The sequence below is a fragment of the Streptomyces sp. NBC_00513 genome (assembly GCF_041431415.1).
In the GTDB taxonomy this organism is placed as follows: Bacteria; Actinomycetota; Actinomycetes; order Streptomycetales; family Streptomycetaceae; genus Streptomyces.
Genome location: NZ_CP107845.1, coordinates 2,570,538 through 2,595,198, shown reverse-complemented (window position 1 = coordinate 2,595,198; position 24,661 = coordinate 2,570,538). Strand labels below are relative to the sequence as shown.

The following is a 24,661-nucleotide window of genomic DNA, read 5'->3' as shown; positions in this document are numbered from 1 at the left end:
TCAGGTCTTGTTGCGGAACTTGCGGACCGCGAGCGGCATGGTGATCGCGGTGATCGCGACCGACCAGATCAAGGTCATCATCACCGAGTGGCCGACCGGGCCGCCGTTCATCAGGCCGCGCGCCGCGTCGGCCAGGTTGGACAGCGGGTTGTAGTCCGTGAAGGCCTGCAACCACCCCGGCATGGTCGCCGGGGGCGCGAAGATCGAGCTGCCGAACTGCAACGGCATCAGCACCAGCATGGCCATGCCCTGTACGGCCTGGGCCGTCTTCATGGTGAGACCCAGCAGGATGAAGATCCACATCAGCGAGGCGCCGAAGACGGCCGACAGACCGATGGCGAGGAACAGGTCCAGCACCGAGGTCTTGATCGACAGCCCCAGGATGAAGCCCATGACGAGCAGGATGGTGATGGCGACCAGCATCCGGCCGATCTCCACCACGATCTTCGCGATGAGCACCGACGAGCGGGCGATCGGCATGGACCGGAACCGGTCCATCACGCCCTTCTTGAAGTCGTCGTTGACCCCGGTGCCGACCGCCATGGCGATGTTCATGCCCATCATCGCCATCAGGCCGGGCACCAGATAGTTGACGTACTCGCCCTGATTGCCCTTGCCGGAGATCGCGCCGCCGAAGACGAACACGAACAGCAGAGTGAAGATGATCGGCATGAACAGGACGTCGAACATCGACTCGGGGTCCTGCTTGATCTGCAGGGCGTTGCGGCGCACCAGGGCGCCGATGTGCCGCAGGTTGCCCCGCAGGCCGATCCGGCCCTCGTCGGGCAGGTCGCGCGGCGCCGCGTCCGGGACGGTCGCGGTACTTTCGGGCTTGGACGTGGTGACGGTGCTCATGCCGCGACCTCCTCGGTCTGCCGGGTGGGAACGGACGCCTCGGCGGAGGGCTTCTGACCGGTGATGGACAGGAAGACCTCGTCGAGGCTGGGCAGGTGGGTGCCGAGATCGGCTATCGCGTAGCCGCGGCCGGCCAGCAGCCCGATCGCCGCGGTCAACTGCTCGTCGCTCAGGATCGGTACCAGCAGGACGCCCTCGTCCGGCACGGCCTGGGAACCGGCCACGCCGTCGAGACCGGCCTCCGCCAGCGCGCGGGCCATGCCCGGCAGATCGGAGGAGGCGACGGGACGGATCTTCAGGGTGCGGCCGCCGACCCGGGCCTTCAGCTCGTCGACCTTGCCGTTGGCGATGACCTTGCCCTTGTCGATGACCGTCAGCTCGTTCGCGAGCTGCTCGGCCTCCTCCATGTACTGGGTGGTCAGCAGCACGGTGGCGCCCTCGGCGACCATCCGCTGCACCTCGTCCCACACCTCGTTGCGGGTGCGGGGGTCCAGACCGGTGGTCGGCTCGTCCAGATACAGCACGGCCGGGCGGCCGATCATGGAGGCGGCCAGGTCGAGCCGGCGGCGCATGCCGCCGGAGTAGTTCATGACCGCCTTCTTGGCGGCCTCCGTCAGCGAGAACCGCTCCAGCAGCTCGTCGGCGCGGGACCGGGCCTCCTTGCGGGGCAGGTCCAGCAGCCGGCCGATCATGTAGAGGTTCTCCCAGCCGGACAGCTTCTCGTCGACCGAGGCGTACTGACCGGTGAGGCCGATGGTGCGGCGCAGCTGCCGGGGCTGGCGGACCACGTCGAAGCCCGCCACCGTCGCCGTCCCGGCGTCCGGGGTGATCAGGGTGGAGAGGACGCGGACCAGGGTGGTCTTTCCCGCGCCGTTGGGCCCGAGCACCCCGAGCACGGTGCCCTCACGGACATCGAGGTCCACGCCGTCGAGGGCCTTGGTCTCGCCGTAGTGCTTGACCAAGCCCCGGACCTGTACGGCGTGTGAGCCGCTCGGGGAAGTCTTGTCGTTTCGCGTCATGGACCCCATGGGACCAGCCGCCACTGACAAAGCACCGACAGCCGACCGACAGCCGACCCACACGAGCCCCCGGCCCGCCGACGAGACGTCGAGGGGCCGGGGGCGGCAGGCCTAGTGGAAGGCGTGCTCGGCCTGCGGGAACGTTCCGCCGACCACGTCCTGCGCGAACGCCTTCGCCGCGTCGCCCATGGTCTGCCGCAGGTTCGCGTACTGCTTGACGAACTTCGGCATCTTCCCGCCCGTCAGGCCCATCATGTCCGTCCACACCAGCACCTGGGCGTCGCACTCCGACCCGGCGCCGATGCCGACCGTCGGGATGTGCAGCGACCGGGTGACCTCGGCGGCCAGCTCCGCCGGCACGAGCTCCAGCACCACCGCGAAGGCGCCCGCGTCCTGCGCCGCCTTCGCGTCCCGCAGCAGCCGGTGAGCGTCCTCGTCACTGCGGCCCTGCACCCGGTAGCCCATGGAGTTCACGGACTGCGGGGTCAGACCCAGGTGGGACATGACCGGGATGCCCGACTGCACGATCAGCTCGGTCTGGGCCAGCGAACGCTCGCCGCCCTCCAGCTTCACCGCGCCGACCCCGGCCTCCTTGACCAGCCGCGTCGCACTGCGCAGCGCCTGCACGGCGCCTTCCTGGTAGGAGCCGAACGGCAGGTCGCCGACGATCAGGGCGCGGCTCGTGCCACGTACGACGGCCGCCGAAAGCAGGGTCATCTCGTCCATCGTCACGGGGACGGTGGTCTCGTAGCCGAGGTGACAGTTGCCCATCGAGTCGCCGACGAGCATGACCGGAATGCCGGCCTCGTCGAACACGGACGCGGTCATCGCGTCGTAGGCGGTGAGCATCGGCCACTTCTCGCCGCGCTCCTTGGCCAGGGCCAGGTCGCGGATGGTGATGCGGCGCGTTCCCGTGCCCCCGTACAGGGTGGGGCCGGAGGTCTCGCGGGCAGGCGAAACGACATGCGTCATGGCTGCTGCTCCTTGTGTCATCTCGAGGCGCCCTCACGGCGTCCCCGGACTTACCCCCCATGGTGGCACTCGCCGGCCCCGACACGGAAGTGGCGCGATGACCGGTCCGTCACACTCATGGCCCCTCCCGGGACGCGCCACGCCCAATGTGCGCGTTTCGTGACAAGCGGAACCCCGACCGCACGGCCGTTCGTCCTCACGGTGGTACGGCCGGCAAGGACGGCACGGATCTGCTTCGAACATCGCCTAGGGTCAAGGGGCGGGGACGGAGCGCGAGCACGGCAGCGAGGGCAGTGGAATGGCACAGGCGTACATGACGGAGACGGGAAACGGCGGCTCGGAGCCCGAGCCCTCCCGATCCGGTCTCCGACGCCGACTGGCCGACCTGCGCCGAGACCGGGGAATCTGGCGCCGGGGAAAGGTCAGCGCCGGCCTCGCCGCACTGATCTCGCTCGTGATGATCTTCCACGCCGACCTGCCGAACGACGTGGGCAACCTCGGCAGCCTCACCGAGACCTTCCTGCCCTGGCTGGGCCTGGCCGTGCCGGTCCTGCTCGTCACCGCCGTGATCCGCAAGTCGGCGACCGCCCTGCTGTCGATACTGTTGACCGCCGCGGTCTGGGCGAACCTGTTCGGCGGCCTGGTCACCGACAAGTCCGGCGGCGGCGGCAACCTGATGGTCGTCACCCACAACGTGGACGCCGACAACACCGACCCGCGCGGCACCGCCGAATCCGTCGCCGGCTCCGGCGCCGACGTGCTGGCGCTGACGGAGCTCAAGGCCGGCGTCGTCCCCGTCTACGAGAAGGCCCTGGCCGGGGTGTACAAGTACCACGCCGTCGAGGGCACGGTCGGCGTGTGGAGCAAGTACCCGCTGTCCTCCAGCGCCCCCGTCGACATCAAGATGGGCTGGACCCGGGCCATGCGCACCACCGTGGACACCGCCCACGGCCGGGTCGCCGTGTTCGTCGCCCACCTCCCCTCGGTCCGGGTGAAGCTCAACGCCGGATTCACGGCCAACCAGCGCGACAACAGCGCCGACGCGCTCGGCGCCGCCCTGGCCTCCGAACCGCTGAAGAAGGTCGTCCTGCTCGGCGACCTCAACGGCACGATGAACGACCGGGCCCTGTCCGAGGTCACGTCCCAGATGCGCTCGACCCAGGGCGCGGCGGGCGACGGCTTCGGCTTCAGCTGGCCCGCCCAGTTCCCGATGGCCCGCATCGACCAGATCATGGTGCGCGGAATCGTCCCCGACGCCTCCTGGACCCTGTCGCGCACCGGCAGCGACCACCTCCCGGTCGCGGCACGGATGACCGTCAAGGACTAGGCCGCCTCTTTCGGAACCTGCCGGATCGACAGTTCCGAGACAGAGCCCGGGCCCCCTCGTTGGCCTGGCATTCTCGCCATACCGCTTACAGATCGCCCCCGAAACGGCAGACTGCACAGCACGTTGACGCCTCGGGGGGTTCCCGTGAGCCATGCGCCGTCGTGTCCACCGGCCATCGGTGCGCCGAGCGCGGCATGTGTGACACGGGCGTGCGGGGCCCGGCCGATGTCGAGGCCCCGTGAGGCGTCACCGACACCTACCAGTACAGGATCGCGGCGCCATGACCTCTGCGACAGTCGACTTTTTCATCAGCTACACCGGCGTCAACGCCGATTGGGCGGCGTGGATCAACGACGCTCTCGAAGAAGCCGGATACCGAACCGTTGTCCAGTCGCTGGACTTCACCGCCGGCGGAAACTTCGTCGCCGACATGGACCTGGCCCTGCACCGTGCCGAGCGCATCGTCCTGGTCCTCACTCCCGCGTTCCTGAAGTCAGGGATGACGGCGGCCGAATGGACCGCTGTCTTCAGGAAGGATCCCGACGGGTCGCGCCGCCTGATCGTCCCGGTGATGGTGGAGCCCACCGCGGTGGAGGGACTTCTCGGCCCCCGCACGCGCATCTCGCTCGTCGGACTGGACTCGGACACCGCCCGTCGCACGCTCCTGGACGGTTTGCGACCCGCGCGTTCCCGCCCGCGTACCCGCGCTCCGTTTCCAGGTGCTCGATGACGGTCGACTTCTTCATCTCGTACGCCGACGACGATCTCACCTGGGCCGAATGGATCGGCTGGCAACTGGAGAACGACGGGTACACCGTCAGCCTGGGGGCCTGGGACCACGAGACCCCCGGGGGCAACAGCGTGCTGTCACGCAGCCGGGACCTGGAGGTGGCGGAACGGCTGATCGCCGTGGTCTCGCCTTCCTACCGCCTCTCGCCGCAGAGCGGCGCGGAGTGGTCGTCGTTCGTGCGTGACGATCCGGCCGGTGAAGGTCTCACCGTCGTTCCGGTGGAGGTCGAGCCCGTCTCACGCAGCGCGTTGCTGGGCAATCTCACCCCCGTGGTCCTGCACGGCCTGTCGGAGGGGCAGGCCGCGACGGCACTCCGGGAGGCCGTCACCCGGACGCGTTTGAAGCCCTCCCGGGAACCGGGGTTCCCGGGGCGCGGAGCACCGCGGTTCCCACGGCGCGCCAACCCCACCGGGGTGCGCGCCGACACGAAGTTCCTGCTGGTCCTGCTGATGTTCGACGGCGCCTTCTTCCTGTACGGCGCCACGAGATACAGCGGTGACGGGGGAAGCGCCGACCTGAAACGGGCGCTCATCGCCATCCTGGCACTCGTCTTCACCGTCGGCACCGTCAAACGATGGTTCAAGCGCCGCTTCTGACTCCCGCGCGCCCCGCCACGGCGGGTGGGCCCCCGGACGAACCGGGAGCCCGCTGCCCGCTCCCTACTCGGTGGAGGGCAGGACACGAATCAGCGCGCCGTCCTTCGAGTAGTAGGAGTACTCGCCGAGCGGAACGCCGCAGTCGCTCCGCTCATCGGTGTAGGAGATCTGCTTGCCGGTGCGCGGGTCGATGACCACCAACTGACCGTTCGCCACGACGGCGACGCCCGCTGCGTTCGCCGCGCACACGTCGATGCCGGGGAGGCTCCACAGCTTCTTCCCGTCGGCCATCGAGACGCCCAGGTCCTTCTGGACCTCGGGAGCGACTTCCTGCTTGACGGCCGCCAGGTCGGGGATCACCACGACACCGGCCTTCTCGACGAGCGTGACCTTGCGACTGGCCGGCCCGGTGTACGAAGTCCCCGTGATCTCCCAGTTCACCTTTCCGGTGGTCAGCGACCGTGACTGCAGCGCATAGGAGATCGGGTCGCCGGAGATGCGGCGGGCAAGGAACAGAGTGGATCCGTCGGACGAGGTGGCGAAGTCACCCGGTACATCGGAGAGGGAGCCGATGATGTCGTGGTCCGGGAAGGAGAACAGTTCTCGTCCGGTCGCCGGGTCGGTGACCGGTACCGAGTCCATTCCGTTCAGACAGTTGGCGCACACCCCGTCATACACCAGGACGGTGTTTCCCACGGCGCGGGGGCGAATGCCGTATCCGAGCGCTCGCGAGGTGCCGTCGGTGAGGCTGATGACCCATTCGCCGTAGGTCAGCCACTTCTCGTTCTTGGTCGCCGTGGCCTCTTGCGCGTACTGGCAGCCGGCGAATTCGTCCGTATCGGCGACCAGCGGTTTGCGCCACCGTTCTTTGTACGTCTTGGTGTCGGTGGCGACGATCGACAGCGACCTGCTCGCCGGTTCCAGCCCGGCCGCCGGCTTGTCCGTGACCTGGGCCCAGATCAGCGAGCCCGCATCGGGCGACGAGCCGATGACATCGAGGACGCAGCCACCTGCGAACCCCGCGATGCCCGCCCGTGCGACCTCTTTCCCGTTCGCCGCATGGGTGACCACGCCGTCCTTGCCGACCGACACGAAGAAATCGCGGCCCGCATACGTTTTGTCGATGTCTTCGAGCGTGGCGGATTTCGTGAAGAGCGCTTCGCCTTTCGAGCCCGGATTACCCGATTCCCCGGGACGCGCGGACGAGCCCGGAGGCGTCGCCGAAGGGGAGGAATTCGGAGAAGGGGGATTATTGGTCCCTTCTCCCTGAGAGCCACAAGAAATCACCAGAAAGAGTACTGCCGCAGCGGCAGGAAGAAATCTTTTGTGTGCCACTTTTTTACACTAGCAGCGCGATCCGGCGGATGGCCGGGAAGTTCCGAAACGGGCGACTTCTCGCGGGGACCTCGCTATCGGGGCCACCCCTCTCGGGCTCGGAGAGGGGCCGCCCGCCGAAAGTCCGTGTGGCCTACATCAGGCACCCGGATCTCGGGCACGGATCCCCCGGCCGCACCTCCCGCCGGCTACGTCCGCTCGCGCCAGCCGTTCGTGATCGGCAGTCGGCGGTCCTTGCCGAAACCCTTCGCGGAGATCTTGGTACCCGGCGGGTACTGGCGGCGCTTGTACTCCGCCGTGTCCACCATCCGCAGCGTCCGGGCGACCAGCTCGGCGTCGAAGCCCGCGGCGACGATCGAGTCCAGGCCCTGGTCGCGGTCCACGTACATCGCCAGGATCGAGTCGAGCACCGGATAGTCCGGCAGCGAGTCCGTGTCGACCTGGCCCGGGCGCAACTCGGCGCTCGGCGGCTTCACGATCGAGTTCTCCGGGATCGGCGGGGTCTCCCCCCGCTCGGCGGCGGCCCGGTTGCGGTACCGCGCGAGGCGGAAGACATCGGACTTGTAGACGTCCTTGATCGGTCCGTAGGCCCCGACCGAGTCGCCGTACAGGGTGGAGTAACCGACGGCCAGCTCCGACTTGTTGCCCGGGGCCAGCACGATGTGGCCCTCCTGGTTGGAGAGCGCCATCAGCAGCGTGCCGCGCAGGCGAGACTGGAGGTTCTCCTCGGCCAGGCCGGTCAGTCCCAGGGACCCCATGTAGGCGTCGAACATCGGCTCGATGGAAACCGTCCGGAAGTTCAGGCCGGTCCGTTCGGCCAGGTCGGCCGCATCGCCCCTGGAGTGGTCCGAGGAGTACTTGGAGGGCATCGACACGCCGTACACGTTCTGCGCGCCGATCGCGTCGCAGGCGACGGCGGCCACGAGCGCCGAGTCGATACCGCCCGAGAGCCCGATCAGGACCGAGCGGAACCCGTTCTTCAGGACGTACGCGCGCAGTCCCACGACCAGCGCGTCGTAGACCTCCTCGTCGTCGTCGAGGCGGTCGGCGTAGCCGCCGGGCACGACCGGCTCGTACGTCTCCACCGGCTCCTCGGAGAGGATCACGCGGTCGATCCGCAGCCCGTCGTCGACGACGCCCTCGGGGGCGTCGGCGCGGGCGGCCGGCAGGTCCAGGTCGACCAGCACACAGCCCTCCGAGAACTGCGGGGCGCGGGCGACGACCTCGCCGTCGGCATCCACGACGATGGAGTCGCCGTCGAAGACCAGCTCGTCCTGGCCGCCGATCATCGCCAGGTAGGCGAGGGTGCAGCCGGCCTCCCGGGCTCGCCTGCGGACCAGTTCGAGGCGCTGGTCGTCCTTGTCGCGCTCGTAGGGGGAGGCGTTGATCGACACCAGCAGGCCGGCCGCGGCGGAGCGGGTGGCGGGGACCCGGCCGCCGTCCTGCCAGAGGTCCTCGCAGATCGCCAGGGCCACGTCCACGCCCCGTACCCGGATCACCGGCTGGGTGTCGCCCGGCACGAAGTACCGGAACTCGTCGAACACCCCGTAGTTGGGCAGGTGGTGCTTGGCGAAGCGGAGGACGACCCGCCCCCCGTACAGCACGGCGGCGGCGTTCTCCGGGGAACCCGCGGGACGGCCGAGCCGGGGAGTGGCCTTCTCCGTGCGGTCCAGGTACCCGACGATCACCGGCAGCTCGCCGAGGCCCTCTGCGGCCAGCCGCTCGGCGAGTTCGCTCAGCGCCGTGCGGGAGGCTTCGACGAAGGAGCCGCGCAGGGCGAGGTCCTCTACGGGGTACCCGGTGAGCATCATCTCCGGGAACGCCACCAGGTGGGCCCCCTGCTCCGCGGAGTGCCGCGTCCAGTGGACGACGGAGTCGGCGTTCGCGGTGATCTCGCCGACGTGCGAGTCGATCTGATTCAGGGCCAGGCGAAGTTGAGGCACGGGCCCAGTGTAATCGTCTTTCTGACGCGATGTCCTGGAGCCCGGCCCCTTTTCCGTTCCCGGAGGCGGGTCAGCCGATCGGCCCGGCGAACTTCACGGGGTCGAGCAGCAATCCGGGGGAGATCTCCGCGCGGATGGTCTTGGCGCCCTTCGGCACCTCGTAGGCGGAGCTCCCGGTGGCGGTCGCGCCCGGCGCCACGGTCCCCGAGATCGCCTTGGGCATGTGCCCGTCGAAGACGGACTCGGCGGCGCGTCCCCGCTCGTCCGTGACGTCGGGCTGGACGTAGAGCACCGTGACGGGCTTCTTCGAGGTGTTGGTGATCGTGATGTCGAACTTCACCGCGTTGCCGAGGTCCGCGAAGCGGTTCTCGGATACGTACTCGACGGGCGCGGACAGGGACACCTTCAGGCCGTTCGCGTACGTGTGGCTCTCGCCGAAGGCCAGCGGGGTGCTGAACCCCGGGCCGGTGGTCGGCTCGTCGCCGGGCAGGTCGTACGGGGAGGAGAAGGACGGCGTGGGGTACGGCATGTCCCACGAGCGGCTCGGCCGGCTGTCCACGGCCTTGTCGACCTCGTTGGCGACCTTGACGGTGAAGTAGAAGCCGCCGGCCGAGGCGATCAGGCTGAGCACGCCGAGGATCGTGCCCCACACGGACATCGCCTTGCGCGGGGCGCCCCGGGAGGCGCTCACCAGGGCCGCGATGCCGAGGCCGAGGCCGGCCAGGCCGATGAGCGTGCCGATCCAGAAGAAGAACGGGGTGAGTGCCACGAGGACGGCGATCAGGCCGAGTACCAGCGAGGCGATGGCCAGACCGTTGGTCTTCTCCTGGGCGACCCCGGGGTATCCGGGGTAGCCCGGATACCCCGGAGGGATCCCGTATCCGGGCGGACCCGCGTATCCGCCGGACCCGGCGGGCGGCGGCCCGGCGAAGCCCTGGTCGGCGGGCGCGCTCCAGGGGTCGGCGGGGTCGGCGGGGGCCTGCGGCCCGGGCGCGGGGGCGCCGAAGGCGCCGGCCGGCGGGCCGGGAGTGAGCGGCGCGAAGCCCGACGGCGCCGGCGGGGCGGTGACCGGAGGAACGGTGACCGGAGGAACGGTCGGGGCGGGCGCCGGCGGGGCGTCGACGGGCTCAGGCGCCGGGGCATCGGCGGGCGTGGGCCCCTTCGTGAGGGACGGGCCCGGTGTGGGTGCGGGCGTGGGTTCCTTCGTGAGGGACGGGCCCGGTGTGGAGGTCGTGCTCGACGGCGGGCCCGGTGCGGGCGCCGCCTCGGGTATGGGCGTCCCCGCGGGCTCCGTCGGCGGACCGGTCGGGCTGCTGGGCGGGTTCGGGGGCGTGCTCATGCCTGGGGGCGTCCTTCGGGGCGTGGCGGCGATGACCCCCCACCCTGCCACGGGCCCCGACCCCCTCCAACCCGATTCCGTCTCCCGGCCGGTGGGCCGGGAGACGGAACGACGGTCACCCGAGGGGCTCTTGCCCGATCCCGCCTCCCGGACCCCCGCGAAGGAGCCGCCTGGGCCCTGTCGTCGAAGTCTCGCCTGGCCTACCGGCGCCACTTTGACGACAGGACCTAGTGTTATGAGTCATGAATTCTGTTCAGATAGCTGGCGAGGCGTTCGAGGATCTCGTCTGCGGTCTTGGTCCAGACGTAGGGCTTGGGGTCGGTGTTCCATGTGGCGATCCAGGTTCGGATGTCCTTCTCCAGGGCCTGGACGGATCTGTGGACGCCTCGCCGTATCTGCTTGTTTGTCAGCTCGGCGAACCATCGCTCCACCAGGTTGAGCCAGGACGATCCGGTTGGTGTGAAGTGCAGGTGGAACCGGGGGTGTGCCAGGAGCCAGGTCTTGATGGCCGGGGTCTTGTGGGTGGCGTAGTTGTCCAGCACCAGGTGGATTTCGAGGCCGGCCGGGACTTCCTTGTCGAGCTTGATGAGGAACTTCTTGAACTCCTCGGCCCGGTGGCGCCGATGCAGGGAACCGATCACCTTGCCGGTGGCCACCTCCAGAGCAGCGAACAGAGTGGTGGTGCCGGCCCGGACGTAGTCGTGGGTGGTCCGCTGCGGAACTCCGGGCATCATCGGCAGCACCGGCTGTGAGCGATCCAGGGCCTGGATCTGCGACTTTTCGTCGACACAGAACACCAGAGCCCGCTCCGGCGGGTCCAGATAGAGACCGACTACATCGTGGACCTTGTCGACGAAGTACGGGTCTGTCGACAGTTTGAACGACTCCGAGCGGTGCGGCTGCAGGCCGAACGCCCGCCAGATCCGCGACACGGTCGACTGCGACAGGCCCAGCTCCTTCGCCATCGAACGCGTCGACCAGTGGGTCGCGTTCTTCGGGGTGGACTCCAGCGTCCTGGAAACCAGCGCGGCCACCTGTTCGTCCGTCACCGTCCGCGGGCCGCCCGGACGCGGCATGTCACCCAGACCGGCGATCCGATACCGCACGAACCGCGCACGCCAGCGGCCCACCGCATGGGGAGTCGAGCCGAGTCGAGCCGCCACGTCTTTGTTCGAAGCGCCTTCGGTGCAGGCCAGGATGATCCGACATCTCAGGGCCCACGCCTGCGGCGTGGAACGGCGCCGCACCCACCCCTCGAGTGCGGCCCGCTCCTCGTCCGACAACGTCAACTCGGCCTTCGGCCGCCCCGTCCGCGCCATACCGCAAGCCTACACATCTGAACAGAATTCATGACTCAGAACACTAGCGGCGGTAGCCGAGCACCGTCATCATCCCGGCCTCCGCGTGGTACACGTTGTGGCAATGCAGCATCCACAGACCGGGGTTGTCGGCGTCGAACTCCGCCGTGAGGGTCCCGTTCGGCAGGATGACCGCGGTGTCCTTGCGGGCCCCGCCCGCCCCCGCGCCGAGGGCGAAGGTGTGCCCGTGCAGATGCAGCGGGTGCCACATCGTCGTGGAGTTGGTGAACTCCAGCCGGACCCGTTCGCCCGCCTTCACGGGATGCCGTCGGTCCGGCGCGTACGGCTTGCCGTCGAAGGCCCAGTCGTACGCCGCCATGCCGCCCGTGAGCCGGATCCTGATCGTGCGGTCCGCCGCCCGGGAGGCCGGTACGGCCGGTTCGGCGGCCCGCAGCGCGTCCGCCGTCAACGGCCGACCGGCCAGTTCCGCGGGCCGGGTCGCGGCGGTCGGCGGAGCCCCCGCGCCGGTGCGGAGCACCGCGAGCGCCGAGGCGTCGGCGCCCTTGCCCTCGGCGAGCGCGGTCAGCGGGAAGACCCCGTCGCCGGCGGTGACCAGGACGTCGTACCGCTCGCCCATGCCCAACAGCAGCGAGCGGGCCTTGGCGTGCTCCACCGGGAAGCCGTCGGTGTGGGTGACCGTCAGTTCGTGCCCGCCGAGGGCGATCCGGTAGGCCGTGTCCCCGCCCGCGTTGACGATCCGCAGCCGGATCCGGTCCCCGGGCCGGGCCGTGAAGACCGACGGGTCCTGCGCCACCCGGCCGTTGACCAGGTGGTACGGGTACGCGACGTCGCCCGCGTCCTTGCCGAGGACGTCGCTGTCCCCGCCCATCAGGACCCGGGACGGGCCGGCGCCGGCGTCGGGGGTCGGCATCGGGGCGGAGCCGTGTCCGGCGTGACCGCCCGCGCCGGCGCCGCCGCCCATGCCCTTGCGGAGTTCGGCGAGGACACCGTCCGGGGTCGACCCGTCCACACCGTCGAGCCAGTCGTCCAGGACGACCACCCACTCCTTGTCGTACGCGAGGGGCTCCCGGGGGTCCTCGACGATCAACGGGGCGTACAGGCCGCGGTCCTGCTGGACCCCCGAGTGCGGGTGGAACCAGTACGTCCCCGGGTGCGGGACGGCGAACTCGTACCGGAACGAGCCGCCCGGGACGATGTCCCGCTGCGTCAGCCCCGGGACCCCGTCCATGTCGTTGCGCAGGGCCAGACCGTGCCAGTGCAGGGACGTGGCCCGGGGGAGGTTGTTGGCCAGGGTCAGGGCGAGGGTGCCGCCCGCGGTGACCCGGACCTCCTGACCCGGCAGCCGGTCGCCGTACGCCCAGGAGCGCACGGTGCGCCCGCCGCCCAGATCGAGCGTGGTGGCGGTGGCGGTGACGCGGACCTCGGTGCGCGGTCCGGCCGCCGACCGGGCCGCCTCCGCGGCCCGGACCTCCGGGCCGGCCGGGTCGACGTAGCCGTCGGGGGAGCCGGCGGAGGCGCCGCCGGGGTTGGTCGCGTCGTGGTTCATGGAGCCGTGGTCCGTGGCCGGGCCGCCGGAGCAGGCGGCGAGCAGTCCCGAGCCGGCGACGGCGAGTCCGGTGCCGAGCACGGCACGGCGGGTGGGGAGGGAACGCATGGGTGTACCTCGCGGTGTGGCGGTACGAGTGGATGGGCGCCGAGCGCCGCCGCCCCCACCGCCGTTCGGGCAGGCGGGGGCGCGGCGGGGCCCGCCCTATACGCGCAGTACCGCCAGCCGGAGCAGGAGTTCCCGGGGCGCCGGCGGATCCGGCCCCGCCGGGGCGCGGGCCGCCGCGCCGGGGCCGGCCTCCGGGCGCGCGGGGCGGCGCCGCGCCGAGCGGCCGAGTACGAGGAGCACCAGTCCGGCCAGGACGGCCAGGCACACGGACATCGGGTCCATGGCGGGTTCGGGCGCCGGCCCGGCCTGTGACCGCCCGGCCGCCGGAAGGTCCGAGGCGGTCGGGAGGTCCGAGGCGGTCGGGAGGTCCGAGGCCGTCGGGGCCCCCACCGCCGCCGCCGGGCCGGCGTGCGGCGACCCGAGGTGATGCGCCACACCCGCGTCCACCCGGGCAACGGAGTGGCCGACGGTCGCGTCTTCCCCGGTGTGGGAATCGGCCGGATGGCCCCACGTGTGCATCGTGACGATTCCCAGCAGCAGAACGGCGAGCAGCGGCAACCGGGGCCACCGGGCGGCTCGTCGGGCGCTGCGCGTCATGAGCGGAACCCTACCCGGGGTGGGTATCCGACCGTCGGACCGGCCTCGTACCGATGAGGACCTCGTACCCGATGAGGGCCCCGTACCTGCTTAGGATCAGTCGCACCATGTCCAGACAAGACTCGTCCGTGCGGAGCGCCCTGCCGGTCGCCGTCCTCATCGGACTCGGCGCCACCGCGTACACCGCGTGGGTGCTCGAAGTCGTGCTCTCGACCGGCCTCAACCCCATCGAGACGTACGTCAGCGAACTCGCCGCACAGGACCAGCCCCTCGGCGGCCTCTTCCGCGCCACCGACTTCACCGCCGGCCTGCTCGTCTTCGCCGGGGGCCTGCTCGCCCTCCTGCGCCTCGCGTGGTACGCGGACTCCCGTCGGCCCTGGGCCGTCATCGGCTGGGCCGGCGTCACCCTCTTCGGCGCGGCCACCGCCGCCGACGCATGGCTGCCGCTGAGCTGCCAACCCACCGTGGACCCCGAATGCGCCGCCCGGGAGACCGCCGGACTGGTACCGGCCACCCATCAGGCGCACGCCGTCAGCAGCAGCCTCGCCATGACGGGCGCCCTCGTCGGGATCGTGGCCCTGACCGTCGCCGCCCGCCGGTACGACCGGCTCGCGCCGCTCGCCCGGTACGGGCCCGCGCTCGTCGCCCTGGAACTGCTCGCCACTGCCTGGACCCTGACCGCCATCGCCATGTTCACCGCCGGCCGCGGCACGTGGGCGCTCGGAGCCGGCCAGCGGCTCCAGGTGCTGATCGTCGCGGTCTGGCTCGCCCTGCTGGCGTACTCCGTGCACAAGGAGCGCCGTACTTGAGCCCGACCCACGAGGAGCGCCCGTACGTGAGCCCGTCCACGAGCCTGCCCGCCCCGTCCACCCCGTCCGCGAGCCCGTCGACGCCGTCCACGAGCGCGCGCGTGGACCCCCGTGGTCTGTTCGTCCGCCCGGCGGGCGGTGACGGCGTCGTCCTGCACACCGTCGTCGAGGGCAGCGGGCCCGTCGTCGTCCTCAGCGCCGGACTCGCCATGGCCTGGTTCGACTGGGACCCCGTCGCGGAACTGCTCGCCGCCCAGGGCCGGACCGTCGTCACCTTCGACCGCCCCGGACACGGACTGAGCGGCCCGGCGCTCGCACCCGCGACCGCCGCCGGGGAGGCCCACCGCATCGCCGGGCTGCTGGACGCGCTGGGCCCGCACGTCCCGGGAGCCGGGGCGGGGGCCGGTGCCTCGGGCGCCGGCGTCCCGCATGCCGGGATCGGGCCGGTCACCGTCGTGGGGCACTCCATCGCCGGGTTCCACGTCGAGGCCTTCGCCCGTCTGTACCCGGAGCGGACCGCCGCCGTGGTCCTCGTCGACGCCAGCGTGGAGGAGGACCCCCGTACGGTCCTGCCCGCAGCGCTGCGCCACGGCGCCGCCCGCGTGCTCGGCCGCGCCGTGACCGCCGTCGGACTGCCGGCCGCGCTCGGCCCGGCCGCCCGCCGGAGCGTCGTGCGGGCGTCGCGGGTGGGCGGGGGCGACCCGGCCGCGCGGGACCTCGTACGCCGCTGCTACCGCACGGGCCGGGTCTGGCGCGGCGCCCTGCTGGAGAACGCCGGGTACCTCGACACGGCCGCGGAGGTCCTCGCGCTGGGGGAGACGCACCCGCTGACCGTGCCCGCCACCGTGCTCGCCGGACACGACGGCACCGACGGGCGCGGGGCCCTGCGGTGGCTCGACCGGCAGGCGGGCCTGGCCGACCGACTCGGAGCCCGCCTCGACGTCGCGGAACCGGCCGGGCACCTGGTCATGATGGATCGCCCGCACCAGGTGGCGCGGGCGATCCTCGACGCGACGGATCCGGACCGGCGGACGGACCGCGAGGCGGGCCGGGCCCCCTCCGGCGACTCCTGACCGGCGCCGGGCGGCCGGCGGCCCCGACCCGGCGGGCGGCTTACGCCTCGGGGGCCTGCGAGATCCGCACCATGTTCCCCGAGGGGTCCCGGAAGGCGCAGTCGCGCGGCCCCCAGGGCTGGTCGATGGGCTCCTGGAGCACCTCGGCGCCGGACGCCCGCAGCTTCTCGAAGGTCGCGTCGAGGTCCCCGGCACGGAAGACGGTCATCGGCAGGAGCCCCTTGGTGAGCAGCTCCTGGAGGGCGTCCCCGTCGGCCTGGGAGCGGCCCGCGTGCGGTTCCGAGAGCACGATCTCCAGGTCCGGCTGGTCATCGCTGCCGAGGGTGACCCAGCGGAACCCGCCCGAGGCGACGTCGTTGCGCGACTTCAGGCCGAGGGCGTCGCGGTAGAACGCGAGCGCCTCGTCCACGTCGTTGACGGTGATGTGGCAGTACTGGAGTGAGATGGTCATGCGATCCACGCTAGGGCGCCGGGTCGCGGACCGCTTCTCCGTTCCTGCTCGGCAGCTCCCGGGTCGGCCGCGTCGTCAGTTTCGCCACGCACGCCGGCATCGCCGCGACGGCCTCGTGCTCCCGGGCGCGGTACGCGCTCGGGGTCTCTCCCACCAGCTCGGTGAACCGCGAACTGAACGAGCCGAGCGAGGTACAGCCGACCTCCATGCACGCGTCCGTGACGCTCGATCCCGCGCGCAGCAGGGCCATGGCACGCTCGATGCGGCGGGTCATCAGGTAGCTGTAGGGCGTTTCGCCGTACGCCGCGCGGAACCGGCGCGAGAAGTGCGCCGGAGACATGAGCGCGTGCCGGGCCATCGTCGGCACATCGAGAGGACGGGCGTACTCCCGGTCGATCAGATCCCGTGCCCGGCGCAGGTGCGCGAGGTTGGCGAGATCCTGGGCATCCATGGAAGCGACAGTACACCGACCCCCGGAAACCGCCTCTGACCTGCGAGGACTGACCGGCGGGGGCAGTCGGCGGGGGCAGTCGACGAAGGCGGTCGTCGGAGGACAGCCGTCGGACGACAGCGGTCGGAGGGTGGTCGTCGGAGGGGGTGCGGGCGGCGTGTCCGGACGGCTACCGGCCGGCGTAGACCCGCTCGGCCCACGTCGCGATCTGCTCGTCGGAGAGGTGCTTCGCCAGATCCGCCTCGCTGATCATGCCGACCAGCTTCTTCTCGCGGATCACGGGAAGCCGCTTGATCTGGTGGCTCTGCATCTCCTCCAGCACCTCGGAGACGTCCGCGCCCGCGTCGATCCAGCGCGGAGTGCCCTGGGCAAGGTCGCCGCACGTGATCTTCGAGGGGTCGTGGCCCTTGGCGACGCATCCCACCACGATGTCGCGGTCGGTCAGGATGCCGCAGAGCCGTTCCTCGGTGTCACTGATGGGCAGGGCGCCCACGTTGAGCCGTGCCATCAGCTGAGCGGCCCGGTCCAGGGTCTCGGTGGCGGGGATCCACTGGGCCCCGGGGTGCATGATCTCGCCGGCGGTGGTCATCGCGTCAACCTCCTGAGCGCGCCGTGACGAGGCGGGCACGGGAGCGTCCGCCCCGGCGTCCTCGTCCTCGTGCGGCTGTTCGCACCACCCGGTGCGGGCACGCCCGTACGGGTGAGAGGTCGCCTCCCCCCACCGTACGAGCGTGTCCCGTCAGCCGCGCGGCGCGGCCCCGCGCCGCTTCAGCATGTCCGCCATCAGCGTGAGCTCCGACTGCTGCGCCTCGACCATGCCCTCGGCCAGCTTGCGCTCCGCCGGGGTCTCGCACAGCGCGGCGCAGCCCCGGGCCATGGCGACCCCGCCCTTGTGGTGATCGGTCATCAGCTGGAGGTACAGCACCTCCGCGTCACGGCCCCGGAGCGCCCCGAGCCTCGTCAGCTCCTCCTTGGTGGCCATGCCGGGCATCAGCGCGCCGGGCTTGGCCGCGCCCATGTCGTGACCGCCCATGTCATGACCCTCCATGCCGGCCGTACCGCCGTGGCCCGTATGGGCGTCGCCCGATCCCCCGGTGCCCATCCAGGACATCGGCGGCTCGTCCGCGAGCACCTTCGGCAGCCCCCACAGGTCCAACCAACCCAGCATCATCCCGCGCTGGTTGGCCTGCGTGTTGGCGATGTCGTAGGCGAGACTGCGCACCGCCTCGTCCTCGGTGCGGTCGCGGACGATGAAGGACATCTCCACCGCCTGCTGGTGGTGCACCGACATGTCCCGGGCGAAGCCCGCGTCCGGCGAGTACAGCGCCGGCGCGCGGGAGGACGTACCGCTGTCGCGGTCGCCGTCGCCGCCGCTCGCGGTGGCCACCGTGGCGCCCACCGCGAACAGCACGGCGAGGACGACGGCCGCACCGGACACCCAGTACGTCCGGTGCTCGCCGTTCACACGGGTCACTTGTCGGCCAGTCCGTTGGTGCAGGCCGCGCCCGGTTCGGGGGTCTGAGGGCCCTGCACGTACTTGGTGAAGAACTGCGCCACCCGCGGGTCGTCCGCCTTCTCCACCGTCAGCTGCTTGCCCCACGCGCTGAGCATGATCGCGCCGGCCTGTTCCTTGACCGGGCTCATCATCGTGTACGGGGTCTTTCCGACCTTCGCGGCGAGCGTGTCCACGTCGGCCTTGGCGGCCTTCTCGTTGTACGTCACCCAGACGGCGCCGTGCTCCAGCGAGTGGACGGCGTTCACCTGCGGCAACGGGTTCGCGTAGACGTCACCGTCGCAGTTCGTCCAGCGGGGGTGGTGGTCGCCGCCGACCGGCGGGTTCATCTCGTACTTCACGACCGTCTCGACGTGGTTGCGACCCAGCTTCTTCGCGTCCCAGGTCTGCTCGCCGCTCACCGGCGCCTTGCGGGTCGCCTCGGCGTCCTTCTCCTTCTGCTTCTGATCGAGCAGCATCCACGAGCCGAAGCCCACGAGCGCCGCCACGACGGCCGTGGAGGCCGTGATCGCGATGATCTTGTTGCGTCGGTCGCGCGCCTTGTCCGCCCGACGCATCTCGGCTATGCGCGCCTGGCGGTCGTTCTGGTCCGGGGAGGTCCTGCTGGCCATGTGCCCTGGTTCCTTCTGCTGAGGGGGGTGGAGGGGGTGTCCGTCGTGCCGCGCTGCGCGGTGCGGGACAGAGTGCCGCGCTGCTCGGCGCCGGACCCGTCAGGTCCGCAGTACCTGGAGAACGTGCAGGTCGGGGGCGCGCGCCAGCGTCCCGGGCGGGCGGGCCGGCCCGGCGTACGCGAGGTCCGCGACGGCCGCGGACCCCGCCTGCGAGACGGTCACGGCGGGCGGCGGCGCGGGCAGCACCGCCGGGGTCACATGGGAGTGCGGGGCGCAGCCCGGAAGCTCGTACGGGGCCACGCAGACGGCGTGCGGCGCGCCCGGCGCGGCGTGGGCCGCGAGCCGGGCGTGTTCCGCGCCGGGCTCGGCGTGTCCCACGCCGACCCGCCCGCAGAGGAACACGGCGCCGCAGAGCACCCCGAACGCGAGCAGCAGCACGGCACGCCGAGCGGCGGGGGCGCCGTGGCCCCCGTGTTTCCCGTGCTTCCAGCCCCCCATGGGCGCAGATGGTAATGCTCATGACCGCCCTGAGGTCAGTGCGGGGGTGCCACGACCTTTCCGGGGTGCGTAATGTGGCGGAAACCACGGGTGGTGATACTGGACCGGCCCGACTGTGCTCCCCCCTCCGGGGGAGGTGGTGCACAGGCCGTCTGAACTGCGAGGATGAAGGCATGGACAAGCAGCAGGAATTCGTCCTCCGGACGCTCGAGGAGCGCGACATCCGCTTCGTGCGCCTGTGGTTCACCGACGTACTGGGCTTCCTCAAGTCCGTCGCGGTCGCGCCGGCGGAACTGGAGCAGGCCTTCGACGAGGGCATCGGCTTCGACGGCTCCGCGATCGAGGGCTTCGCCCGGGTCTACGAGTCCGACATGATCGCCAAGCCGGACCCGAGCACGTTCCAGATACTGCCGTGGCGCGCCGAGGCACCCGGCACCGCGAGGATGTTCTGCGACATCCTCATGCCGGACGGGTCCCCGTCGTACGCCGACCCCCGCTACGTCCTCAAGCGCATCCTGAACAAGACCTCCGACCTGGGCTTCACCTTCTACACCCACCCCGAGATCGAGTTCTTCCTGCTGAAGGACAAGCCGCTGGACGGCACCCGCCCCGTCCCCGCGGACAACTCCGGCTACTTCGACCACACCCCGCAGAACGTCGGCATGGACTTCCGCCGGCAGGCCATCACCATGCTCGAATCGATGGGCATCTCCGTCGAGTTCAGCCACCACGAGGGCGCCCCCGGCCAGCAGGAGATCGACCTCCGCTACGCCGACGCGCTCTCCACGGCCGACAACATCATGACGTTCCGCCTGGTCATGAAGCAGGTCGCACTGGAGCAGGGCGTCCAGGCCACCTTCATGCCCAAGCCCTTCTCGGAGTACCCGGGCTCGGGCATGCACACCCACCTCTCCCTCTTCGAGGGCGACCGCAACGCCTTCTACGAGTCGGGCGCCGAGTACCAACTCTCCAAGGTCGGCCGCTCCTTCATCGCGGGCCTGCTGCGCCACGCGGCCGAGACCGCCGCCGTCACCAACCAGTGGGTCAACTCCTACAAGCGCATCTGGGGCGGCTCCTCCCGCACCGCCGGCTCGGGCGGCGAGGCCCCCTCGTACATCTGCTGGGGCCACAACAACCGCTCCGCCCTGATCCGCGTCCCGATGTACAAGCCGGGCAAGACGGGCTCCTCGCGCGTCGAGGTCCGTTCGATCGACTCCGGCGCCAACCCGTACCTCACGTACGCCGTACTCCTCGCGGCCGGCCTCAAGGGAATCGAGGAGGGCTACGAACTCCCGGCGGGCGCCGACGACGACGTCTGGGCCCTCTCCGACGCCGAACGCCGCGCCATGGGCATCGAGCCCCTCCCGCAGAACCTCGGCGAGGCGATCTCCCTGATGGAGCGCAGCGAACTGGTCGCGGAAACCCTGGGCGAGCACGTCTTCGACTTCTTCCTGCGCAACAAGAAGCAGGAGTGGGAGGAGTACCGCTCCGAGGTCACCGCCTTCGAACTCCGCAAGATGATGCCGGTGTTGTAGGCGCGGTTCAGCGGCGCTGTCGGAATCTTTCGACACTCCGGGCCGGTGGTCGACGACCACCGGCCCGGAGTCGTCTCGTGGGCCTCGTGCGGCCGGGAGGGAGCCCGCGGCTCGACCCGGCTCCCGGGTCAGGGGCCGGCGGGTCGGCGGACCGGGCGCTCAGAAGACGTCTTTTCCGGCCCCTCTGGTGGGCGTTGATCTTTTGATTCTCTTCGCTCTGGTTGTAGACGAGCAGGCTTCCCGCGAGTCCGCTCACGCCTTCTTCCTACCTCGGCGGACATGGCGCCGCACTCCGGATGGAGCCCGACGGGTGGCGCCGGGCCTTGCCCCCCGCCGCCCCGCCTCCCCGGCAACCGCGACCGAGGATCGCGAACCACGGATCAGACGGTGCCGGCGGGCGACAGTACCGGTGACGTGGCGGCGTGGTCCGCGCATGCGGCCCACCGGCTGTCGGCCCGGGCGCCGCTGACCCGCACGCTCCACGCCGCGGGGTGGGGGCAGGGGGCCGCCCAGGTGCACTCGCCTCGGGCGGAGGCCGTGCCGACCCTGTGGTTGGCCGCCGCCCACGGGGACTTCTCTCGGAGTTCCATGACGGACATTGAAGCGGAGGCGGGTGCGAGGCCGCCGACGAACGGGCCGATCCACCCGCCCACGGTGGCCGATGGCCACCGGCTCGGAGGGCGGGTGGATCGGGCAGGGAGGGGAGGGACGCCGGCGGCCCTCTCAGGAGCAGATCGTCACGCACCTCACCCGGGTCCCCGTGTGGACCCGTCGGATCCATGCACAGCGGAACCGCCTTCGGGCCTGCCTTGGGGACGGACACGACCGGCATGGGTCCTCCTCGTGGCGTGGGCGGGCGCCGGACCGCTCGGGGGGTGACTTCGGACGACTTCGGATGACTGCGGATGACTTCGGATGTCTTCCCGAGCACCTGCCCCGCCCGTGCGTGCCAGCGGCATATTTCAGCCGGTTTCAGCACTGACCCCTCCGAGCCGTGCGTCCGGGCTCCGTCGGTGTCGGTGTCGGTGTGGGTGTGGGTGTGGGGGAGGATGAGGGCGTGAGTGCGCACGCCGTGGTTCCGCTCGGGGTGGGGGCGGGGGCTCCCGTACGGGTCTGGTACGCGTCCTACGGCTCCAACATGCACATGGATCGGCTCGGCGCCTACCTCGCCGGGGGCCGGCCTCCCGGGGCCACGCGGACCTATCCGGGCTGTCGGGACCATCGGGCCCCGGAACGGTCCATCGCGGTGGAACTCCCCGGGTGCCTGTACTTCGCGACCGAGTCCCCGGTGTGGACGGGCGGGCGGGGCTTCCACGATCCGACGGCGCCCGGCCGGACACGGGCCCGCGCGCACCTGGTCACGGTGGGCCAACTGTCCGACATCGCGGCCCAGGAGATGTACGGGACGCCCGGAGTCGACCTGGACCTGGAGCCGGTGCTGCGTGCCGGGCGGCACGCGGTGGGGGCCGGGCGGTACGAGACGCTGATCTGTCCCGGCGCCGTCGAGGGGATCCCCGTCCTGACGTTCACCGCGCCGTGGGCCCTCGCCGACGTCGAACCCGTGCCGCCGTCGGCCGCCTACCTGCGGTACCTGGCCGGCGGGCTCCTGGAATCGGGGCCGTGGCGGGAGCGGGACATCGCCGACTACCTCGCGGCCTGTCCGGGGGCGGCCGGCCACTGGACCCCGGCGCGGATCCTGGAATTGCTGACTGCCGGCCGCTGACTGCCGGCCGCGGATCCCCGGGGACCGTCGATGACCGGTGATGTTCGCGACCGGTGATGTCCGCTGATGACCGCCGACCGGTTCTCCGCCGGCCTACGGCTCGTTCCAGTCGGACCCCGACCCCGACCCCGAGCCCGCCCCCGCCCCGCTCACGGGGTCCGGGGGACCGCCGGGTGCCAGAGCGGGCGGACGATGCCGTCGGCCGGGGTGGTGGTGACGTGGAGTTCGGCGTCCAGGCCGACGACCGCCGTCGTCGCGCCGCCCGACGCGTCGACGTAGCCCGAAGGGGCGCCCGCGAAGAGCATCTTGGACTCCTTCCACGCCGGCGGCCCGCCCAGGGTGGTCGTGCTGATCGTGCCGGTGTCCGCGCGGCCCGTCAGGACCCGGCCGGCGACGCCGACCGCACCGTAACCGGCCCGGCCGCCCGCCTCGGTGATGCTGGACACCGTCGGCTTGTCGGGGCCAGCCGTGACCAGGGCGCTGCGCACCACGCCCGAGTCGGGGCGGCGGAAGTAGAGGCGTACGCCCTCGCCTTCGGGGGCCGCGGTGAGGGGGATCGTGGTCGGGGGGAGGTTCGTCGGGAAGGGTCCGCGCAGCGGCGCGCCCGGGGCGGGCTGGATCCACCCCAGGACGGTGCGCCGGGTCGACGCGTACACGTGGCGGCGCCCTTCCGAGTCCACCGCGATGACCGGGTCGCCCTGGAGGTCCTGGCCGCCGAGTCGCTGCCAGGCGGTGAAGGTGCCGGACGGCTGTTCGGTACGGGACCGCAGGGTGTGGCGCGCGTCACGGACGTACACGGTCAGTCGGCCGTCCGCGTCGAAGCTCGCCGTGGGCGAGCTGATCGCCGAGGTGCCGGACTCGTCGTTCGTCTCGGGGGTGCCGAGCGAGCGCCAGTCCCCGAACGGGCCGCCGGGCGCGGACTGGACGGCGTACACGATCTCGCGCCGGTAGTCAGCGGGGGCGGGGCCGAGGACGGTGCGGGTGCCGAAGACGGCGACGCGGCCGTCGGGGAGTCGGGCGGTGCTCGCTCCCGGGTCGATGCCGGTGCCGGGGAGGAGCACGGGGCCGGTCCAGGCGCCGGCGGCGTCGCGGGTCCAGACGGCCATCCGGCCGTCGAGCGGGGCGAAGGCGTACACGGTGCCGGGCGTGCCCTCGACCATCCAGGAGGTGGTGTCGGCGCGGGCGTAGCGCATGGACTGGGCCCAGTTGGAGCCGTAGGGGCTGCCCGCCACCTTGCGGTCGCCGCAGCCCGAGGGGCTGCCGCAGTAGTTCTGCATGTCCTGCCAGGCGTACGTCTTCAGGTAGCCGACCTTGGTGTCGACCGTCTGGGGGTCGAGGACGTGGGGGAGGCTGCCGTTGAGGTATCCGAGGTAGCTCTGCACCGAGAAGTGCGGGCGGTCGGTCACCTGGAGGGCGTACGCGGTGGTCGCGGCCTGCGCGAACCGGGCGGCGTACATGTGGTCCTGGTGGTCGGTGTAGCGGCCGGTCCGCTCGTTGCGGCCCGGGGTCGGGTCCAGCGTGCGTATCGTCGTCGGCTTGTACCGCTCCAGTACCCCGACCATCGTCTGTATGAGCTGGCTCTTGGTGTACGTGTAGGCCTGCTTGACCGGGCTGCCGGAGGCCAGTTGGGGGCCGAGCGCGGGTATCTTCCCGTTCCACAGGCCGTGCAGGCTGAGCGGGTTCTCGTTCGACCCGTGGCGGGCCTCGCGCATCTGTATCCAGACCAGGTTGACCCGGGGCATGGCGACGAGGACGTCGAGCTCGGCGTGACCGCCGCCGGCGGTGGGGATGACCGTGCGCTTCCACGGGCTCGTGCGGTCCCCGGTGGCCATCTGCGCGTACGCGCCGCGTATGCCGTTCTGTCGGGCCTCGGAGTAGTGGTCGCGGTCGGCGGGCTGCGCGGGGTCCTTGGCGGCGCCGCCGAGCGCCTGGTTGCGTCCGTCGGCCTCGCCGGAGGTGAGGTAGACGGTGGTGAGCGGGGTACCGGCGAGCATGGACCGGCTGAGGTCCGGGTTCATGAAGAACAGGTCGTCGTCGGGGTGGGCGGCTATCTGGACGACCGAACCGGCCGTGGTGCTCGTGAGGACGAGTGGCGTCGTCGCCTGGCCGGCCTCGGCGGAGGTCTGCTGGTCGGTGGCCATGGCCAGCGCGCCCGTGGCGCCGATGGTCAGCACGGGGAGCAGCGCGGCGAGGAGCAATCGGCGACGGGTCGTCCGCATCAGTCACGCCTTGGGTTCGTTCTGGGCGGAGT

At 71.3% G+C, this 24,661-nt stretch carries 24 protein-coding genes; 7 read left to right on the top strand and 17 right to left on the bottom strand.

The features are described 5' to 3' along the window. From OHA84_RS12145 to panB, 3 genes are all read right to left on the bottom strand, one after another. Nucleotides 1–855, bottom strand: a complete 855-nt coding sequence (locus OHA84_RS12145; RefSeq protein WP_053682856.1) for an ABC transporter permease — start codon at nucleotides 853–855, stop codon at nucleotides 1–3. Next, nucleotides 852–1,883: an ATP-binding cassette domain-containing protein gene (locus OHA84_RS12140; protein ID WP_371591361.1), complete on the bottom strand. Its 1,032-nt coding sequence runs from the start codon at nucleotides 1,881–1,883 to the stop codon at nucleotides 852–854. Before OHA84_RS12140 ends, OHA84_RS12145 begins: the two co-directional genes overlap by 4 nt. 102 nt (nucleotides 1,884–1,985) lie before the next feature. Further along, nucleotides 1,986–2,867, bottom strand: coding sequence for a 3-methyl-2-oxobutanoate hydroxymethyltransferase (gene panB / locus OHA84_RS12135; protein ID WP_078999540.1), 882 nt, complete (start codon nucleotides 2,865–2,867; stop codon nucleotides 1,986–1,988). 277 nt (nucleotides 2,868–3,144) lie between these two features. Between panB and OHA84_RS12130 the strand changes: the two genes are divergently transcribed. From OHA84_RS12130 to OHA84_RS12120, 3 genes are all read left to right on the top strand, one after another. After that, nucleotides 3,145–4,173: an endonuclease/exonuclease/phosphatase family protein gene (locus OHA84_RS12130; RefSeq protein ID WP_266971762.1), complete on the top strand. Its 1,029-nt coding sequence runs from the start codon at nucleotides 3,145–3,147 to the stop codon at nucleotides 4,171–4,173. Between the two features lie 280 nt (nucleotides 4,174–4,453). Next, nucleotides 4,454–4,903, top strand: coding sequence for a toll/interleukin-1 receptor domain-containing protein (locus OHA84_RS12125; RefSeq protein WP_266947269.1), 450 nt, complete (start codon nucleotides 4,454–4,456; stop codon nucleotides 4,901–4,903). Next, nucleotides 4,900–5,559 (top strand): toll/interleukin-1 receptor domain-containing protein, encoded by a 660-nt coding sequence (locus OHA84_RS12120; RefSeq protein ID WP_266971764.1) that lies wholly within the window; start codon nucleotides 4,900–4,902, stop codon nucleotides 5,557–5,559. The genes OHA84_RS12125 and OHA84_RS12120 overlap by 4 nt, the downstream gene beginning before the upstream one ends. 63 nt (nucleotides 5,560–5,622) lie before the next feature. Here the strand turns inward: OHA84_RS12120 and OHA84_RS12115 are convergent, their stop codons facing one another. From OHA84_RS12115 to OHA84_RS12090, 6 genes are all read right to left on the bottom strand, one after another. Next, on the bottom strand, nucleotides 5,623–6,894 hold the full coding sequence (locus tag OHA84_RS12115) for a hypothetical protein (RefSeq protein WP_266971766.1): 1,272 nt from the start codon (nucleotides 6,892–6,894) through the stop codon (nucleotides 5,623–5,625). A 188-nt stretch (nucleotides 6,895–7,082) separates the two neighbouring features. Then, entirely contained in the window at nucleotides 7,083–8,837 is a 1,755-nt protein-coding gene (locus OHA84_RS12110; protein ID WP_266947267.1) for an NAD+ synthase, read from the bottom strand. Nucleotides 8,838–8,907: 70 nt separating this feature from the next. Further along, on the bottom strand, nucleotides 8,908–10,176 hold the full coding sequence (locus tag OHA84_RS12105) for a DUF4352 domain-containing protein (protein ID WP_266971768.1): 1,269 nt from the start codon (nucleotides 10,174–10,176) through the stop codon (nucleotides 8,908–8,910). Between the two features lie 233 nt (nucleotides 10,177–10,409). Further along, the gene (locus tag OHA84_RS12100) at nucleotides 10,410–11,495 is read right to left on the bottom strand and encodes an IS630 family transposase (protein ID WP_266971770.1); all 1,086 of its coding nucleotides are present in this window, start codon (nucleotides 11,493–11,495) and stop codon (nucleotides 10,410–10,412) included. Nucleotides 11,496–11,538: 43 nt separating this feature from the next. Beyond that, entirely contained in the window at nucleotides 11,539–13,149 is a 1,611-nt protein-coding gene (locus OHA84_RS12095) for a multicopper oxidase family protein (RefSeq protein WP_266971771.1), read from the bottom strand. A gap of 96 nt (nucleotides 13,150–13,245) precedes the next feature. Continuing rightward, a complete protein-coding gene (locus OHA84_RS12090) occupies nucleotides 13,246–13,746 on the bottom strand; it encodes a hypothetical protein (RefSeq protein WP_266971773.1) in 501 nt (166 codons plus the stop codon). A 107-nt stretch (nucleotides 13,747–13,853) separates the two neighbouring features. On the opposite strand from OHA84_RS12090, the gene OHA84_RS12085 reads away from it, so the two are divergent. Further along, entirely contained in the window at nucleotides 13,854–14,555 is a 702-nt protein-coding gene (locus tag OHA84_RS12085) for a DUF998 domain-containing protein (protein WP_266971775.1), read from the top strand. Nucleotides 14,556–14,671: 116 nt separating this feature from the next. Next, nucleotides 14,672–15,628, top strand: a complete 957-nt coding sequence (locus OHA84_RS12080; protein WP_053682918.1) for an alpha/beta fold hydrolase — start codon at nucleotides 14,672–14,674, stop codon at nucleotides 15,626–15,628. A 40-nt stretch (nucleotides 15,629–15,668) separates the two neighbouring features. On the opposite strand, the gene OHA84_RS12075 is transcribed toward OHA84_RS12080, so the two are convergent. The 6 genes from OHA84_RS12075 to OHA84_RS12050 form a co-directional block, all read right to left on the bottom strand. Continuing rightward, nucleotides 15,669–16,079, bottom strand: coding sequence for a VOC family protein (locus OHA84_RS12075; protein WP_266971777.1), 411 nt, complete (start codon nucleotides 16,077–16,079; stop codon nucleotides 15,669–15,671). Between the two features lie 10 nt (nucleotides 16,080–16,089). After that, nucleotides 16,090–16,530, bottom strand: coding sequence for a helix-turn-helix transcriptional regulator (locus tag OHA84_RS12070; RefSeq protein ID WP_266947262.1), 441 nt, complete (start codon nucleotides 16,528–16,530; stop codon nucleotides 16,090–16,092). Between the two features lie 169 nt (nucleotides 16,531–16,699). After that, entirely contained in the window at nucleotides 16,700–17,119 is a 420-nt protein-coding gene (locus tag OHA84_RS12065) for a CBS domain-containing protein (RefSeq protein WP_053682883.1), read from the bottom strand. 150 nt (nucleotides 17,120–17,269) lie between these two features. Further along, nucleotides 17,270–17,995: a DUF305 domain-containing protein gene (locus OHA84_RS12060; RefSeq protein WP_323181978.1), complete on the bottom strand. Its 726-nt coding sequence runs from the start codon at nucleotides 17,993–17,995 to the stop codon at nucleotides 17,270–17,272. A 5-nt stretch (nucleotides 17,996–18,000) separates the two neighbouring features. Continuing rightward, the gene (locus OHA84_RS12055; RefSeq protein WP_053682885.1) at nucleotides 18,001–18,654 is read right to left on the bottom strand and encodes a DUF3105 domain-containing protein; all 654 of its coding nucleotides are present in this window, start codon (nucleotides 18,652–18,654) and stop codon (nucleotides 18,001–18,003) included. A gap of 99 nt (nucleotides 18,655–18,753) precedes the next feature. Beyond that, complete coding sequence (locus tag OHA84_RS12050) at nucleotides 18,754–19,152, bottom strand: hypothetical protein (protein WP_053682887.1); 399 nt, start codon at nucleotides 19,150–19,152, stop codon at nucleotides 18,754–18,756. Between the two features lie 173 nt (nucleotides 19,153–19,325). Here OHA84_RS12050 and glnA point away from each other — a divergent pair, with 173 nt between their 5' ends. After that, nucleotides 19,326–20,687: a type I glutamate--ammonia ligase gene (gene glnA, locus OHA84_RS12045; protein WP_053682889.1), complete on the top strand. Its 1,362-nt coding sequence runs from the start codon at nucleotides 19,326–19,328 to the stop codon at nucleotides 20,685–20,687. Nucleotides 20,688–21,067: 380 nt separating this feature from the next. Here glnA and OHA84_RS12040 read toward each other — a convergent pair whose 3' ends face one another. Beyond that, nucleotides 21,068–21,277 carry a hypothetical protein gene (locus OHA84_RS12040; RefSeq protein WP_266971784.1) on the bottom strand — a complete coding sequence of 70 codons (210 nt, stop codon included), beginning with the start codon at nucleotides 21,275–21,277 and terminating at the stop codon, nucleotides 21,068–21,070. A gap of 548 nt (nucleotides 21,278–21,825) precedes the next feature. Between OHA84_RS12040 and OHA84_RS12035 the strand changes: the two genes are divergently transcribed. After that, entirely contained in the window at nucleotides 21,826–22,410 is a 585-nt protein-coding gene (locus tag OHA84_RS12035; protein WP_266974102.1) for a histone deacetylase, read from the top strand. 149 nt (nucleotides 22,411–22,559) lie between these two features. Here OHA84_RS12035 and OHA84_RS12030 read toward each other — a convergent pair whose 3' ends face one another. Beyond that, nucleotides 22,560–24,629, bottom strand: coding sequence for a PIG-L family deacetylase (locus tag OHA84_RS12030; protein WP_266947259.1), 2,070 nt, complete (start codon nucleotides 24,627–24,629; stop codon nucleotides 22,560–22,562). Between the last annotated feature and the right edge of the window lie 32 nt (nucleotides 24,630–24,661).

What these genes read in the sequence shown, in the direction of transcription:
- OHA84_RS12050 (WP_053682887.1), bottom strand. Translation starts at nt 19,152, where the DNA reads ATGGGGGGCTGGAAGCACGGGAAACACGGGGGCCACGGCGCCCCCGCC.
- OHA84_RS12070 (WP_266947262.1), bottom strand. Translation starts at nt 16,530, where the DNA reads ATGGATGCCCAGGATCTCGCCAACCTCGCGCACCTGCGCCGGGCACGG.
- OHA84_RS12090 (WP_266971773.1), bottom strand. Translation starts at nt 13,746, where the DNA reads ATGACGCGCAGCGCCCGACGAGCCGCCCGGTGGCCCCGGTTGCCGCTG.
- OHA84_RS12030 (WP_266947259.1), bottom strand. Translation starts at nt 24,629, where the DNA reads ATGCGGACGACCCGTCGCCGATTGCTCCTCGCCGCGCTGCTCCCCGTG.
- OHA84_RS12125 (WP_266947269.1), top strand. Translation starts at nt 4,454, where the DNA reads ATGACCTCTGCGACAGTCGACTTTTTCATCAGCTACACCGGCGTCAAC.
- OHA84_RS12105 (WP_266971768.1), bottom strand. Translation starts at nt 10,176, where the DNA reads ATGAGCACGCCCCCGAACCCGCCCAGCAGCCCGACCGGTCCGCCGACG.
- OHA84_RS12120 (WP_266971764.1), top strand. Translation starts at nt 4,900, where the DNA reads ATGACGGTCGACTTCTTCATCTCGTACGCCGACGACGATCTCACCTGG.
- OHA84_RS12035 (WP_266974102.1), top strand. Translation starts at nt 21,826, where the DNA reads ATGCACATGGATCGGCTCGGCGCCTACCTCGCCGGGGGCCGGCCTCCC.
- OHA84_RS12145 (WP_053682856.1), bottom strand. Translation starts at nt 855, where the DNA reads ATGAGCACCGTCACCACGTCCAAGCCCGAAAGTACCGCGACCGTCCCG.
- OHA84_RS12040 (WP_266971784.1), bottom strand. Translation starts at nt 21,277, where the DNA reads ATGGAACTCCGAGAGAAGTCCCCGTGGGCGGCGGCCAACCACAGGGTC.
- OHA84_RS12100 (WP_266971770.1), bottom strand. Translation starts at nt 11,495, where the DNA reads ATGGCGCGGACGGGGCGGCCGAAGGCCGAGTTGACGTTGTCGGACGAG.
- panB (WP_078999540.1), bottom strand. Translation starts at nt 2,867, where the DNA reads ATGACACAAGGAGCAGCAGCCATGACGCATGTCGTTTCGCCTGCCCGC.
- OHA84_RS12095 (WP_266971771.1), bottom strand. Translation starts at nt 13,149, where the DNA reads ATGCGTTCCCTCCCCACCCGCCGTGCCGTGCTCGGCACCGGACTCGCC.
- glnA (WP_053682889.1), top strand. Translation starts at nt 19,326, where the DNA reads ATGGACAAGCAGCAGGAATTCGTCCTCCGGACGCTCGAGGAGCGCGAC.
- OHA84_RS12055 (WP_053682885.1), bottom strand. Translation starts at nt 18,654, where the DNA reads ATGGCCAGCAGGACCTCCCCGGACCAGAACGACCGCCAGGCGCGCATA.
- OHA84_RS12140 (WP_371591361.1), bottom strand. Translation starts at nt 1,883, where the DNA reads ATGGGGTCCATGACGCGAAACGACAAGACTTCCCCGAGCGGCTCACAC.
- OHA84_RS12085 (WP_266971775.1), top strand. Translation starts at nt 13,854, where the DNA reads ATGTCCAGACAAGACTCGTCCGTGCGGAGCGCCCTGCCGGTCGCCGTC.
- OHA84_RS12130 (WP_266971762.1), top strand. Translation starts at nt 3,145, where the DNA reads ATGGCACAGGCGTACATGACGGAGACGGGAAACGGCGGCTCGGAGCCC.
- OHA84_RS12075 (WP_266971777.1), bottom strand. Translation starts at nt 16,079, where the DNA reads ATGACCATCTCACTCCAGTACTGCCACATCACCGTCAACGACGTGGAC.
- OHA84_RS12065 (WP_053682883.1), bottom strand. Translation starts at nt 17,119, where the DNA reads ATGACCACCGCCGGCGAGATCATGCACCCCGGGGCCCAGTGGATCCCC.